Annotated in this window: 11 protein-coding genes; 1 reads left to right on the forward strand and 10 read right to left on the reverse strand. The window is 75.0% G+C overall.

Annotated elements, in window-relative coordinates:
* Positions 1-12 precede the first annotated feature (12 nt).
* The 7 genes from ACFVUY_RS17410 to ACFVUY_RS17440 form a co-directional block, all read right to left on the reverse strand.
* A complete protein-coding gene (locus tag ACFVUY_RS17410) occupies positions 13-1128 on the reverse strand; it encodes a glycosyltransferase (protein WP_387685829.1) in 1116 nt (371 codons plus the stop codon).
* Positions 1125-1976, reverse strand: coding sequence for a polysaccharide deacetylase family protein (locus tag ACFVUY_RS17415; RefSeq protein WP_387730748.1), 852 nt, complete (start codon positions 1974-1976; stop codon positions 1125-1127). Before ACFVUY_RS17415 ends, ACFVUY_RS17410 begins: the two co-directional genes overlap by 4 nt.
* Complete coding sequence (locus tag ACFVUY_RS17420) at positions 1966-3705, reverse strand: lipid II flippase MurJ (RefSeq protein ID WP_387730751.1); 1740 nt, start codon at positions 3703-3705, stop codon at positions 1966-1968. Before ACFVUY_RS17420 ends, ACFVUY_RS17415 begins: the two co-directional genes overlap by 11 nt.
* Positions 3702-5048, reverse strand: coding sequence for an O-antigen ligase family protein (locus ACFVUY_RS17425; protein WP_387730753.1), 1347 nt, complete (start codon positions 5046-5048; stop codon positions 3702-3704). The genes ACFVUY_RS17420 and ACFVUY_RS17425 overlap by 4 nt, the downstream gene beginning before the upstream one ends.
* 6 nt (positions 5049-5054) lie before the next feature.
* Positions 5055-6578: a sugar transferase gene (locus ACFVUY_RS17430; protein WP_387730755.1), complete on the reverse strand. Its 1524-nt coding sequence runs from the start codon at positions 6576-6578 to the stop codon at positions 5055-5057.
* 396 nt (positions 6579-6974) lie between these two features.
* Entirely contained in the window at positions 6975-8129 is a 1155-nt protein-coding gene (locus ACFVUY_RS17435; RefSeq protein ID WP_387730757.1) for a glycosyltransferase, read from the reverse strand.
* Positions 8130-8460: 331 nt separating this feature from the next.
* Entirely contained in the window at positions 8461-8901 is a 441-nt protein-coding gene (locus ACFVUY_RS17440) for an SRPBCC family protein (RefSeq protein WP_359903353.1), read from the reverse strand.
* A 91-nt stretch (positions 8902-8992) separates the two neighbouring features.
* Between ACFVUY_RS17440 and ACFVUY_RS17445 the strand changes: the two genes are divergently transcribed.
* Positions 8993-9895 carry a HipA family kinase gene (locus ACFVUY_RS17445; protein ID WP_387730759.1) on the forward strand — a complete coding sequence of 301 codons (903 nt, stop codon included), beginning with the start codon at positions 8993-8995 and terminating at the stop codon, positions 9893-9895.
* A 183-nt stretch (positions 9896-10078) separates the two neighbouring features.
* Here the strand turns inward: ACFVUY_RS17445 and ACFVUY_RS17450 are convergent, their stop codons facing one another.
* The 3 genes from ACFVUY_RS17450 to ACFVUY_RS17460 form a co-directional block, all read right to left on the reverse strand.
* Positions 10079-11566: a S8 family serine peptidase gene (locus ACFVUY_RS17450; protein WP_359903359.1), complete on the reverse strand. Its 1488-nt coding sequence runs from the start codon at positions 11564-11566 to the stop codon at positions 10079-10081.
* Positions 11567-11820: 254 nt separating this feature from the next.
* Complete coding sequence (locus tag ACFVUY_RS17455) at positions 11821-12939, reverse strand: amidohydrolase family protein (RefSeq protein ID WP_387730761.1); 1119 nt, start codon at positions 12937-12939, stop codon at positions 11821-11823.
* 3 nt (positions 12940-12942) lie between these two features.
* On the reverse strand, positions 12943-14406 hold the full coding sequence (locus tag ACFVUY_RS17460) for a glutamine synthetase (RefSeq protein ID WP_387685812.1): 1464 nt from the start codon (positions 14404-14406) through the stop codon (positions 12943-12945).
* Between the last annotated feature and the right edge of the window lie 37 nt (positions 14407-14443).

Genomic DNA, 14443 nt, shown 5'->3' on the forward strand with positions numbered 1-14443 from the left:
GGTGGCGGGCGGTCAGACGCGGGCCAGCCGGTCGTAGAGGGCGCCCAGGTCGGCGGCGACCCGGGCGATGTCGTAGTGGCCGACGGCCGGGGGGTGCGGCAGCGGGTCGGCGATGTGCCCGCTGAGCGGCCGCAGGTCGCGCAGCGCGGCGGTGTAGGCGGCCGGCTCGGAGGGGATGCGGCGGGCCTGCGGGGCGGCGCTGGGCGGCAGTTCGTCGAGCGCCGGGCAGGCGCTGTGGCGCACCGGCAGTCCGGCCGCGAGGCCCTCCAGGACGCCGAGGCCGAAGGTCTCCGCGGCTGAGGGGGCGGCCAGCACGTCCAGGGCGGCCAGCAGTTCGGGCACGTCGTCGCGCTCGCCGGTGAGCACGAGTCGCTCCCGCACGCCGAGTTCCTCGGCCCGGCGCTCCAGCGCGGCGCGTTCCGGGCCCTCGCCGACCAGCACCAGCCGGGTGGCCGGGTCGAGCCCGGGGAGCGCCTCGACCAGCACCTCGAAGCGCTTGCCGGGCACCAGCCGGCCCACCCCGCCGACCGCCCAGCTCCCCTGCGGCAGGCCGATCTCGGCCCGCACCCGGCGGCGGGCGGCGGCCCGTTCGGCGGGCGGGAGGCGGTAGCGGGAGGTGTCGATGCCGTTCGGGATCAGCTCGATCCGGGCCGGCGGGACGCCCCAGGAGCGCAGTGTCTGGGCGACCTGCCGGGAGACCGCGACGGTGGTGCTGCCGAGCCGTTCGGCCGCCAGGTAGAGGCCCTTGACGCCCCGGGTGACGGGACGGCCCTCGATCACCCCGGCGTGCAGCGAGTGCTCGGTGGAGACCACCGCGCGCACCCCGGCCAGCCGGGCGGCCAGCCGTCCGTACAGCTGCGCCCGGTAGAGGTGGGTGTGCACCAGGTCGTAGCGGCCGGCCCGGACCAGCCGGACCAGCCGGGGCAGCGCGCCGAGGTCCCGGTTGCCGCGCATGCCGAGGTGGTGGACGGTGACGCCGTCGGAGCGCAGCGCGGCGGCGACCGCGCCCGGGTTGGTCAGGGCGAGCACCTCGCACTGCTGGTGCGCCGGCAGGTGTCGCAGCAGCAGGTGGAGCTGGCGCTCGGCACCGCCGGCGGCGAGTCCGGTGACGATGTGCAGCACCCTCATGGCCGCGCCTCCCGGCGGGCGTGGCGCAGCCCGGTGACGGCCTCGCGCAGTCGGTGCCGGCCCTGCTTGGCCCGCAGCCGCCAGGCGCCGTCGCGGTCGCCGACGTAGCAGCGGGGCAGGGCGAAGCGGCCGGTGAGCGGGGAGTGTGCGATGGCGCAGGCGTGGTCGTACCCGGCGTCGCGCACCGCCAGGGCGGCGGGCAGGTCGACGGCGCCGTACGGGTAGCAGAACCCGGTGACCGGGCCGCCGACGGCCTCCTCCAGCAGGCGCCGGCTCTCCCGGGCCTGGACGGCGAGGGCCTCGGCGGGCAGGCCGGGCAGCGGCCGGTGGCCGAGGCCGTGCGAGCCGATCTCCCAGCCCGCGGCGGCGAGTTCGGTGACCTCCTGGACGGTGAGCAGCTTCTTGCGCGGGCCGTCGGTGTCCCAGTCGTTGTCCCGGCCGAGCAGGTCGGCGACCACGTACGCGGTGGCGGTGAAGCCGTAGGCGCGGAGGATCGGCACCGCGTACCGGGCGAAGTCGGCGTAGCCGTCGTCGAAGGTGAGGCCGACCAGCCTGTCATCCCGGCCGAGGGCGCGGGCCCGCATCAGCTCGCGGACGGAGACGCCGCGCCGGCCGCGCCGGTGCAGCCAGGCGATCTGTTCGGCGAACCGCTCGGGGCTGACGGTGAGCCGGTAGGGGTCCTCCGTCTCGACCGCCACCGAGTGGTACATCAGGATCCACGGCGAGGCGGAGCCGGGGATCGGCGGTTCACCGACCGGGTGGCGGCTCCTGGGCAGTCGTGCCCGGTGCGGCGGTGCGCCGCTGACGCCCGCCCGGGCCGAACGGACGGTGCCCCGTTCATTGTCCATCGGGACGCTTCCCTTCTTCGGCGACGGTTGGCGGGTTCCGGACGGGCCCCAGCGCCCGGGCGACGGCGAGGACCGGGCCGCGCACCTCGCGGGCGCCGAGCCCGGTGCCGAGGGCCGCGAAGGCCAGCACGACGGTGAGGCCCCCGAGGAGGGTCGAGAGCAGGGGGTCGGCGGTCGGTCCGGCGACGGCGGCGCCGAGCACGGCGGCCCCGGCGGCGGCGGCCACCAGCCGGCCGTGGCCGCCGAGCACCCGGCGCAGCCGCAGCGGGATGCCGCGCAGCACCAGTCCGTGCAGCAGCAGGGCGGCGGTGGCGCTGATGCCGGCCGCGTTGCCGGCGGCGAGCCCCAGGGCGCCGAAGCGGGGCGTGGCGAGCAGGCCGGTGGCGACGGTGACGCCGAGGCCGAGCACCATCGCGGCGGCCGGGTACCAGTCCAGCAGCCGGCGGCGGCCGTCCTCGCCGCCCGGGTCGTCGGCCCGGCGGACCACCGGGCGCAGCGAGAAGTAGGGGCGGATCATCACGCCGGTCAGTGCCTGGGCGGGCAGGCCGAAGCTGTACACCCGGATGACGTCGGCGGTGGCGGCGGTGTCGTGCGGGCCGAAGGCGCCGCGTTCGAACAGCAGCGAGACCACCGAGGGGGCGCAGGCCATCAGGAAGGCGGTGCCGAGCAGGACGACGGCCGCCGCCTGGCCGAGGTCCTTCTCCACCCGGTCGCGGGCGGCGGTGAGGTCCCCGGCGGCGAGCGCCCGGGCGACCAGCGGGAAGGTGACGGTGCAGATCAGGAGACCCGCCGTCATGGCGAGCTGGGAGACCTTGGCGGCGTAGTTGAGGTGCGAGATGGTGCCGGGCGGCAGCGCCGAGCCGAGGTAGCGCTCGACGAAGACCTGGGACTGGCGGGTGAGGGTGAAGGCGGCCACCGGCAGCAGGGCCAGCGGCATCAGCACCAGGGCCCGGCGCGAGCGGCGGCCGCGGCCGGTGTCGGGCGGGCCCTGGCGCAGCCGGCGCAGGAAGGGGCCGACCAGCAGACCGGCCATCAGCAGGCTGCCGGCCGCGACGCCGAGGGCGGCGGAGCGCACCCCGAGGTAGGCGTGGAGGCAGAGCAGGACGGCGAGGATGCCGAGGTTGTAGGCGACGTAGATGCCGGCCGGGGCGGGGAAGCGGTGGTGGGCGCGCAGCGCGGCGGCCAGGTAGCCGGCCACGCCGAAGGGCAGCACGGTGATCGCGGTGATCCGGGTGCAGGTGACGGCCAGGGCGGGGTCGGGGAGGCCGGGGGCGAGCAGGTCGACCAGTTCCGGGGCGCCCAGGACGACGGCCAGGGCGAGGCCGCCGAGCGCGATCAGCAGCCAGGGCAGGGTGGCGCGGACCAGCTGGCGGACCGGGTCGGGGGCGTCCGGGTCCTCCTCGCGCAGCACCAGGGCGAGGGCGAAGGCGGGCACCATGAGGAAGGACATGGCGTCCTCGATCAGCAGCGGTGCGGCGGTCTCGGGGACGGTCCAGGCGACCAGGAAGGCGTCGGTGCCCTGGTTGGCGCCGAAGTAGCGGGCCAGCAGGAGGTCGCGCAGCAGGCCGAGGCCGGAGCCGGCGGCGCTGAGGACGGCGGTGATGCCGAAGGCCTTGGCGAGGAAGCCGCGCCGGGGGGCCGGGTGGGGCTCGGCGGGCGGGTCCTCGCCGGTGGCGCCGCGGGGGGCCGGGAGGGAGGGGACGACGGCGGCGGGCGGGTCGGTGGTCACCGGGCCGCTCCGGTGGCCACCGGGCCGGTGGCGGGGAGTTCGGGTCGGTGGGCGGCCGCGCGGGCGGCGAGGCCGAGGACGACGGAGGTCAGCACGGTGGTGGCGCCGCCGATGTCCGCGTACAGGAAGTCGACCAGCACCCAGGTGAGCAGGGCGAGTGCGGCGAGCCCGGGGCCGTGGCGGTGGCGCAGGCAGCCGGTCAGCAGGGCGAGGAAGAGCGCGGCGTAGGCGGTGATGCCGATCAGGCCCTGCTCGCTCAGCACCAGGAGGTACATGTTGTGCGGGGAGAGCAGCGGTTCGCGCTGGAAGCCGATGGTGGCGTCGGCGGCGTCGCTGCCGGAGGACAGCCGCAGCGGGGCGTGGCTGTCGCGCAGTTGCTGGAAGGCCTTGGGTCCGGCGCCGTGCACGGGGTGGTCCTGCCAGATCCGTCCGGCGGTGGACCAGAGGTCGTACCGGTCGGAGACGGACTGGTCGGGGGCGGCGGAGACGGAGCCGATCGAGCTGAGCCGCTTGGTGACGCCGGAGCCGCCGAGGCCGAGGCCGCCGACCAGGACGACCGCGGCGGCCAGGCCGAGGACCGCGGCGCGCACCAGCAGCCGGGCGTCGACGCGCAGCAGCAGCACGGTGGCGGCGAGGCCGGTGGCGATCCAGCTGCCGCGGCTGAAGGAGACGGCCAGCGGGAAGGCGAGGAAGGCGGCGGCGGCGAACATGGCGCGGCGCAGCCGGGCGTTGCCGTCGGGGCCGCGCTCGGCGAGGCCGAGCGCGAGGGCGGCGAGCAGCCCGTAGCTGACCACGCTGGACATCGCCATGATGTCGAGGGCGCCGAAGGTGCCGACGGCCCGGATCGGCTGGCCGGTGTAGGAGGCTCCGGTGTCGGTGAGGTACTGCTTGGCGCCGACCACGCCCTGGATCAGTGCGGCGAGCACGAAGGAGCCGAGGACCAGGCGCTGGTCGGTGCGGTCGCGCAGGGAGCAGAGGACGGCGGCGGGGACCAGGACGAACACCTGGGTGAGGCGGACGAAGCCGGTGGCGCTCGCGGCGGGGTCGATCGAGCCGAGGGTGGCGACGGCGGCGGCGACCACGACGGCGCCGAACAGGGTGCAGGCGGTGCGGCTGATCGCGGGCAGGCGTCCGCGCAGCAGGTCGAGCGCGGTGAGGGCGACCAGGGCCAGCGAGGCGAGGTCGGCGGCGGTGATGTGGACGGCGGCGGCGACGTCCTTCTGCCCGGTGGGCACGCAGACCAGCAGGACGGTGGCGGCGGCCAGCGGGCTGGTGCGCTGTGCGAGCGCGGGCAGGGCCCCGCGTAAGACCGGGCGGTGGAGGGCGGGGAGGGTCAGGGCCACGCGGGGTCAGCTCCCGTCCGGGTGGAGCATCAGGGCCGCGGTGCGGCACAGGATCTTGACGTCCTGCCAGAGGCTCCAGCTCTCGATGTAGCGGTTGTCGAAGCGGGCCCGGTCCTCGATGGAGGTGTCGCCGCGCAGACCGTTGACCTGGGCCAGGCCGGTGAGGCCGACCGGGACCCGGTGGCGGTCGGCGTACTCGGGGTAGGCCTGGCCGAACCTCATGACGAAGTACGGCCGTTCGGGACGCGGCCCGACCAGGCTCATGTCGCCGCGCAGGACGTTCCACAGCTGGGGCAGCTCGTCCAGCGAGCTCTTGCGCAGCAGCCGGCCGACGGTGCCCATCCGGTGGTCCTGGGAGATGTTCCAGCGGGTGGCGGACTCGTGCTCGTTGCTCGGGCGCAGGGTGCGGAACTTGAGGACGGTGAAGATCCTGCCGTCCAGGCCGGTGCGCTGCTGGCGGAAGAGCACGCCGGGGCCGGTGTCGAAGCGGACGGCGAGCGCGCAGAGCACCAGGACGGGGGCGAGCAGCAGCAGGCCGACGGTGGCGGCGGTGACGTCCAGGGCGCGCTTGACGGCCCAGCCGGGGCGGCGCCGCGCGGGGCGGCCGACCCGCAGACAGGGGAAGCCCCACAGGTGGTCGCCGCCGGTGACCGGGGTGGCGGGCAGCGAGCCGTACTCGCGCAGCGCGGGCACCAGCCAGACCTGGCAGCCGAGCCGGGCGGCGTCGCGCAGGGTGGCGGCGGTCTCGGCCTCGTCGGCGGCGCCGGCGGTGGCGACCACGTGCTGGACGCCGTGCCGGCGCACTTCGCGCTCCAGTGCCTCGCGGCCGCCGAGGACGGGCAGGTCGGTGCCGCCGGGCAGCAGCGGCGGGTCGGCGTCGAGGAAGCCGACCGGGCGCATCCCGTACTCGCCGTGCTCGCGCAGGGCGGTGGCGACCCGGCGGCCGAGCCGGCCGGCGCCGAGCACCAGGACGGGGCTGGGGCGGCTGCGGCGGATCCGCCGGACCAGGTGGTAGAGGACGGCGCGGCCGACGGCGGCGATCAGCAGCTGGGCGCCGAGCAGGACGGTGAGCCGGGCGGGGCTGGCCGGGCCGCAGTCGGGCCAGTGGCCGTCGAGGCAGCCGGACAGGGTGACGGCGAAGGCGGTGGCGACCACGGCCCGGGCGGTGAGGGCGGGCAGTTCGTCCAGGACGGAGAGGGTGAGCCGGGAGCGGTAGAGGCCGCCGGCCAGGTTGAGCAGGAGCAACAGGGGCAGGACGGCGGGGACGCCGAGCAGGGGGTCGAGCGGGGCGGCGGGGTCGACGGCGTGGTTGGCGATGCCGCCGGCGGAGCACAGCGCGATGATGTCGGCCTGGACCAGGGCGAGCGACAGGGCCAGCCGGGAGCGGACCGCCCCGCGGGGCCGGCGCGGCGACGTGACCACCCCAGGGCGCGCCGCTCCCGCCGGCCGGTCGAGCAGCCCGGTACCGGGCCGGCGGGGACCGGAGAGGGGCCCTCCCGAGCGCGGCACACTGTCGTGGTCAATGGTCATCAGCGCACGATCTCCCCTGCTGTGTGCCCGGGGTGACGGCGCCCCGGCACCGGCTGGCGCGGGGCTGCCGTCCCGGCCCGGTGGGCGCGGTCCTGACAGCGCCTGCTGCCGCTGGCGGCTTCCGGATGTCCGGTGGCGGGGCCGATTGCGAAGGAACCGGTCACGAAGGAGTCGGTCGCACGGAGCTCAGCCGTGAATTCCCGGCATGAAATCTGAACGAAGCAGGCAAAATCCGACAATACAGAACCGGGCGGTACGGAGCGGAAGTTGACTTGCCGATTCATTCCAGCCGCCCATTAATAGGTATTTCGGATTTAATGCCTCGCCTCCGCATCCAATCGAGGGTGCGAATACGACAACACCGGAAACGGCGGGCATTCACGGCATGTGAAACGATCAGATCCGCTCTGGGACACGGGCCCGGCGCCGCCCCGACGCCGGTCCCGCACCCAGCAGGTGACGGTAGAGAACATCCACTTGTTCGACCACGGTGCGCACGTCGTGCCGACCGATCACGTGGTCGCGCAACCGGGCACCGCGTCGCTCGCATTCGATCGAATCGGACAGCGCGTCCCCCATTCGGGTGGCGAGGGCCCGCACGTCCTCGGGCGGGACCACCGCCCGCGCGAGCTCGGACGGCGGCAGGCACTCCCGGGCACCGGGCACATCGGTCAGCAGCACCGGACGGGCGGCCGCCATCGCCTCCAGCGGGGCCAGCGCCATCCCCTCCCAGCGCGAGGGCAGCACCACCAGATCGGCCGCCGCCAGCCACGGGCGCGGATCCGGCACGTCCCCGACCAGCCGGATCCGGGCGGGCTCGGCGGTCTGCCGGACCAGCTCCGCCACCCGCTGCTCCTCCGGCCCGCCGCCGACCAGCGCCAGCCGGGCCCGCGGCACCCGGCGCAGCACCTCCGGCCAGGCGGCCAGCAGCACGTCCTGGCCCTTCTGCCGGCACAGCCGCCCGACGCACACCGCAAGCGGGGCGTCCAGGTCCAGACCGAGCGCGATCCGGGCGGCGCGGCGATCGGCGGGCGCGTAGTGGCGCACGTCCACGCCGTTGGGCACCACCGCCCAGTCGGCGTGCACCCCCGCCGCCACGCCGTCGGCCCGCTCCTGGACGCTGACGCACAGCACCCGGTGCGCCCAGCGGGTCGCGAACCGCTCCCAGCGCAGGGTGGCGGCGCCCAGCGCGCCGTCGACGGCGGCGAAGGACCAGGCGTGCGGCTGGAAGACGGTCGGCACCGTTCCGCGCACCGCGAGCCGGCCCGCCAGGCCGGCCTTGGCGCTGTGCAGGTGGACCACGTCGGGCGCCGCCGCCCGGACGATCCGGCGCAGCCGCCAGGCCTCGGCGGGGGTGCCCGGCCCGGGCGAGCGCCGCGCGGGCCAGTCCTGGACCAGCGCACCCACCGCGGCGGCCTCCCCGGCCAGCCGCCCGCCGCGCGGGCAGGCGACCATGACCCGGTGGCCGGCCTCCCGCTGGCCCCTGACCAGATCGGCGACGACGCGGGCGACGCCGCCGTCCACCGGTTGTGAGATGTGAAGGATCGTCATATGCACGGCGGCGAGCCTAGGGTGGCTCGCCGGTTCCGGGCGGCCCTCGTCACCCGCAGGTGGCGGTTCGGCCACCCGTACGGCTTTCGGCTCGTACGGGAGACCGAAGCGCTCGAATCGGCAGGCGATTCGAGCGCTTCGATGGATCCACGCGCGCGAATCGCGCGGTTGGCGATTCCGGCGGGCCCCGACGGCTGCGGCGGCCGCAGTGGTTCTCGGGAGGTCCCGGTGGACCGCCGGAAAAGGACCCGGCTGTCCCTGAGCGGGCTCAGCGCTCAGGGCCCAGCGCTCAGGACTCAGGACTCAGCGCCCAGGGCTCAGGGCTCAGCGCTCAGCGGACCTCGGCGGCCAGGTTGGCCAGCACCTGGTCGTGGATCCGGTTGAGGCCCTTCGGGGCGAAGGTGCGCTCGAAGAAGCCGCCGATACCGGTCGCGCCCTGCCAGGTGGCGGTCACGGTGACCTTGGAGCGGCCCTCGCCGACGGCCGAGACCGTCCAGGTGATCACCATGCTGGAGTTGGCGTCCTTCTCCACCAGCTGGTCGGGCTCGGGCGCGGAGACGGTGAAGAGGCAGTCGCGCACCCGCTTCTCGGTGGCCTGGAGCCGCCAGTGCACCTGGGTGCCGGCGCCGGTGCCGCCGACCCGCACCTCGTACTCGCTGTACTGCGCGGGCAGCAGCTTCGGGCGGGTCACCTGGTAGTCGGCCAGCGCCTCGTACACCCGCTCGGGGGCCGCGTCGTAGACCCGCTCCGTGGTGGCCTGCACCTGTCCCATGACCTTGCTCTCCTCATCCGGTGGGAACCGCTCTGTCCGGCAAGCCAATCACAGGCTCACGCCCGCGACGCGGCGGGATAGGGTGGCCGGTGTGCTCGATCTGGTGACTGCCGTGCGCTACGTCGATCCACTGCGGGCGGGCGGCTCCGTCCCCGGTGTGGTGGAGACCGACGACCTGGGAACGTACGTGGTCAAGTTCACCGGGGCCGCGCAGGGCCGCAAGGCGCTGATCGCCGAGGTGATCGTGGGCGAGCTGGCCCGGCGACTGGGCCTGCGGGTGCCGGAGCTGCGGCTGGTGGACTTCGACCCGGCCGTCGCCGCCCATGAGCCGGACACCGAGATCCAGGACATGCTCAAGGCCAGCGCCGGCCTCAACCTCGGGATGGACCTGCTGCCCGGCGCGCGGGACTTCACGCCGGGGATGATCGCGATGGACTCCGCCGAGGCCGGCCGGGTGGTCTGGCTGGACGCCCTGACCGGCAACGTCGACCGCACCGTGCACAACCCCAACCTGGTGGTCTGGCACGGGCGGCTCTGGCTGATCGACAACGGCGCCGCGCTGATCTTCCACCACCGCTGGGCGGGGGCCGGGGCGGCGGTCGGCAAGCGGTACGACCTCAGCGCCCACGCGCTCGGCGGCTCGGCCCCGGACGTCCGGCTGGCCGACGAGGAGCTCGGGCCGCTGGTCACCGTGCCGCTGCTGGAGGAGGTCGTGGCGCTGGTCCCGGACGAGTGGCTGGCCGGCGAGCCCGGCTTCGACTCGGTGGACGCCGTCCGGCACGCCTATGTCACGCACCTGGCCGCCCGGGTGGTGCTCTCCGAGGAGTGGCTGCCGGAGGGCTTCGCCACGCCCGATCAACTGCGCGAGGCGGAGCGGCGGCGGGCGGCCCGGACCAGGGCGGGGCGGCCGGCCTGGCTCCAGGAGGTGCCGGACCTGCACGGCAAGCCGTCGGTGGAGACGGTCTGGGAGCACCACTTCGACGAGGACCGGTAGTTCTTCGTCGGGTCGGGCACGGGGCGACCGCGGCCGGCGCTCCGGTGCTCCGGCGCCCTGGTGCTCGCATGCGACCGAACGGCGATCGCCCGCGACCGGCCGGTGCGCGAACGCGGCCGGGGAGCGGGACCCAGTGGTCCCGCTCCCCGGCTCTACTGTTCAGTACTGTCCGCGGTCAGCGCGTCAGCGCCACCACTGGACCGCCTTCTCGGCGTTGACCAGGCCCGCGCCGTAGAAGCCGTTGTCGTCAGCGCCGCCCTCGCAGGTGGCCTTCCAGGTGCCGGCACCGCCCGGGTTGAACTCGCCCTTCGGGCACGGGACGGACTCGGCGTGGGTGGTCAGCAGCTCGGTCAGCTCGTCCGGGCTGGCCCACGGGAAGGTGCTGGCGAGCAGCGCGGCCACGCCGGCGACGTGCGGGGTGGCCATCGAGGTGCCCTGCATGTAGCCGTACTTGCCACCGGGGATGGTGGACCGGATGCGGCCGTCCTTGTCCGGGGTGTTCGGGAACTGGAAGCGGCGGTCGCCACCCGGCGCGGTGACGGTCACGACGCCCTTGCCGTAGCTGGAGTAGTACGCCTTGACGCCGTCGGAGCCGACCGCGGAGACGGCCACGACGCCGGGCAGCTCGGTCGGCAGCGACAGGCAGTCGTTGGTGACCGGGCGGGTGCCGGGGGTGGTGTCGTCCGGGCTGGCCACGTCGACGGTCTTGTGCGCCAGGTCGATGTTCTCGTTGCCGGCGGCGGCGATGTTGAGCACGCCCTTGCGCTGCGAGAACGCGACGGCCTTGCGGACGGCGTCCGAGATGGCCGCCTGGTCCTTGTCCGTCTTGCAGTTGAACATCCACGGGTCGACGAAGTAGCTGTTGTTCGTGACCTTGAAGCCGTGCTCGCCGGCCCAGACGAAGCCGCAGACCGCGTTCTCCGGGTAGATGAACCCGCCGTCGTCGACGACCTTGACGGCGGCCAGCTTCACGTTCGGCGCGACGCCGACGATGCCCTTGCCGTTCTTGGCGGCGCCGATGGTGCCGGCCACGTGGGTGCCGTGGTCGCTGGTGGTCGGCTGCCAGGCCTTCCAGTCGGTGTTCGTCTTGCCGTCGATGCAGGAGACCGACTGCGAGGCGTCCACGTTGGCGGCCAGGTCCTCGTGGGTGGCGTCGATGCCGGAGTCCAGCACACCGACGGTGACGTTACGGCTGCCGAGCGAGATCTTGTGGGCCTTGTCGGCACCGATCTGACGCATGTCCCACTGGTAGGCCTCGTCGGGGTCCTCGCCCGGGGCGGCCGCCACGGCGGCCGACTCGGTGGCGACCTCGGCCTTGCCCTGGTCGGAGGCCTGGATGCCCTTGGTGCGGCTGGCGCCGACCGAGTCGACGCCCTTGGCCAGGCGCAGCTTCTCGGCGAACTTGGTGTCGTTCGAGCGGGCGACGACGACGCCGACCTGCTCGTAGGACTGGACGACGGTGCCGCCGAGGCCGGTGATGGCCTTCTCGACCTTCTGCACCTGGCCGTGGTTGGCCTTGGTGTTGACGACGTAGCTCATCAGCGGACCGGTCGTCGAGTCGGCCGCGGGAGCCGCGACGGCGGTGCCGGCCGGCAGCGCGAGGGCACCGGCGGTGGCGAGCACGACGCCCACGGCCGCGTACCGGGTACGGCTGATCCGAGGAACACGCATGAGGGTTGGCCTCCCGAGGCATCAGGCGGCAGCTGCGGTGGGCAGGTGCGCTTGGGAATGACCGGGACGCTAATGAATATTTGGTTATAAGCGCAAGGGGTAGTCATCTAATCGTCACATCTTGACCAGGAGTAGGGGTTACCGCCGCCCGGCGGTCAACAAGGAAAACAGAGGTCAAGAGTGTTAAAAAGTGATGGTTCGCCGACGTGCTGCCACACCCGTCACGGCCGTCACCACCAGGACGGATCGCACCCCTACAACGGGTACAGCCGACGCGCGTTGTCGGCCGCGAGCAGCCGCGCCACCCGCCCGACATCGGCCGCGGAGCAAGCACCGTCGGCTCGCCAGTCCGCGAGCACCGCACCCAGTCCGTACCGGAACTGACAGGTGCCCACCAAATAAAGTTCGGGCAGCCCGTAGGCGTCGGTGGAGAACAGCAATTTGCCGAACGGGGCCAGCTCCAGCATCTCGCCCAGCACCGCGGCCACCCGCGGCCCGGTGTAGGAGGCGGTCAGCCCGAGGTCGGTGTACACCGTCGGGAAGGCCTGGGCCAGCCAGGCGGCCTGCCGGTGGTACGGGTACCCGTGCAGCAGCACCAGCGGGACGCCGCTGGGCTCGGCGGCCCGCACGAAGTCCGTCAGCAGCGACGGATCGGACCGGTGCAGGGTGAGGTCCGGATCGCCGAAGCCGGTGTGGAGTTGGAGCGGCAGGCCGAGCTCGGCGCAGACGTCCACCGCCGTCCAGAGCAGGTGGTGCAGCAGCACCGGGTCGGTCAACCGGCCCCGCCCGCCGCGCAGGTGGGCGCCGGCCGCGGCCACCACGGCCGCGGCGGCGGGGCGTTCGGCGGGTGCGGCCAGACCGTGCCGGTAGGCGAGCACCGACTTGACCGCGACGGCCCCGGCCGCGGCCGAAGCGAGCGCCTGCGCGACGGCCCGCGGCCAGTCCCCGGCGCCGGCCGTCACCGTCTCGGCGACCGACTCCAGCCGGACCACCTCGCGCACCGACGCCCCGGTGGCCGCGGCGAGTTCGGCCAGCGGCAGCAGCTCGTGACCGGCGGCGGTGGCCAGCCCGGTGTCCACCAGGCAGGTGTCCAGACCGGCCGCCGCCAGCAGTCGCCCGGTGGCCTCGGCCGCGCCCAACTCCCGCCGCCGGGCCAGGTAGTCGGCGGCCGGGGCGTGCGCCGGCAGACCGAGCGCGGGCGGGCACCAGCGCCGTACCGCGAGGCCCAGCGCGCTGTCGAAGGGCGAACAGCCGGGAGCGGGCGGCCGGTCGGACTCGGTGAGCAGCCCGGCCAGGGCCTCGTCGGTGAGCTCGGCCGCCACCACGCTGTGGCAGTGGTGGTCGACCAGCGCGGGCTCCCCCGGCCGGGCCACCGTTCAGTACCGCCAGCGGGTGGCCATGACCAACTCCTCGGGAGTGACGGCCGCGTACTGCTCCTGCTCCGCCCGTCGCACCGCCAGCACCGCCTGGTAGAGCGGCTCGCCGAGCGCCTCGCGCAGCACCGCGGAGCGCTCGTACGCGGCGATCGCCTCGGCCGGGCCCGCCGGCAGCCGGGGCACCGTGCCGGGCTCGGCGGCCGCCGGATCCCCGGTGAACTCCGGTGGCAGCGCTCGGCGCTGGTCCAGCCCGGCGAGACCGGCGGCGATCACCCCGCCGACCGCCAGGTACGGGTTGGCGCTCGCGTCGAAGCACTTGACCTCGGCATTGGCCGCGGCGGCCCGCTCCCCGGTGGAGCCGGTCACCAGGCGCAGCGCGGCCTCGCGGTTCTCCAGGCCCCAGCACTGGTAGGCGCCGGCCCAGTGCGAGGGCACCAGCCGCAGGTACCCGGCCGGGCTGGAGCAGCCCAGCACCAGCAGTTCGGGCAGCGCGTCCAGCACCCCGGCGAGGAAGCCCTCGGCCTCGGCCGTCAGGCCGTGCGGACCGGGGCCGCCGTGGCCGAGGTTGCGCCCGTCGCGCCAGAGGCTGAGGTGCAGGTGCCCGCCGTTGCCGACGCCGCCGGTCTCGACCACCGGGGCGAAGGAGACCCGCAGGCCGTGCCGGGCGGAGACGGCCCGGACGGTGTGCCGGACCAGGACGGAGGTGTCGGCGGCGGCGACCGGGCCCTCGGGGGCGACCGAGACCTCGAACTGGCCCGGGGAGTACTCGGGGTGGATCTGCAGGACGGTCAGCCCCTGCCGGCCGAGGGCGCGCAGGACGTCGCGCAGGTAGTCGGAGAGATCGGTGACCCGGTGCATCCCGTACGCCGGGCCGTGCGTCGGGTACTGCGGGTCCTCCTTCGGGGCGCCGGCCAGGGCGACCGTCCACTCGACCTCGATGCCGGCCTTGAGGCCCAGGCCGCGCGCGGCCGCCGTGGCCTCCGCCCGGCGGGCGAACAGCCGCTGGCAGCCGGGGTGCGGGGCGCCGGCCTGGGTGTACCTGTCCCCCGGGGCCCAGGCCCAGCCGGGCTGGGCGGCCAGCGGGACGACCCGGTCGAGGTCCGGGTAGAGCCTGAGGTCCCCGGTGGGGCCGCCGATGATCGCGCTGGTGGTGATCGCGTCGTCGGCGAGGAACACGTCGAAGCAGGGCGCGGTGCCGACGCCCCACTGCGCGGCGTGCACCAGACCGCCGAGCGGCACGGCCTTGACCCGGGTGATGCCGGCGTTGTCCACCCAGGTGACGGCCACCGCCTCGACGGCCTCGGTGCGCAGCCGGTCGACGGCCTCCTCGGCGCGCTCGGCCCGGTCGGCGCGCGATGGCAGCGCGACGGCCGCCGCGGCGGCGGCGGCGAGCCGTTCGGCGGTGACGGGCGGCTCGTCGGGACCGGGCGCGGTGGGGCCGGCGGTGGCGGTTCCGGTGGTCATGTCCCCATGCTGCCCCGCCGGTCGGGGTCGGATAACT

Source organism: Kitasatospora sp. NPDC058063 (assembly GCF_042885395.1).
In the GTDB taxonomy this organism is placed as follows: domain Bacteria; phylum Actinomycetota; class Actinomycetes; order Streptomycetales; family Streptomycetaceae; genus Kitasatospora; species Kitasatospora lactacystinica.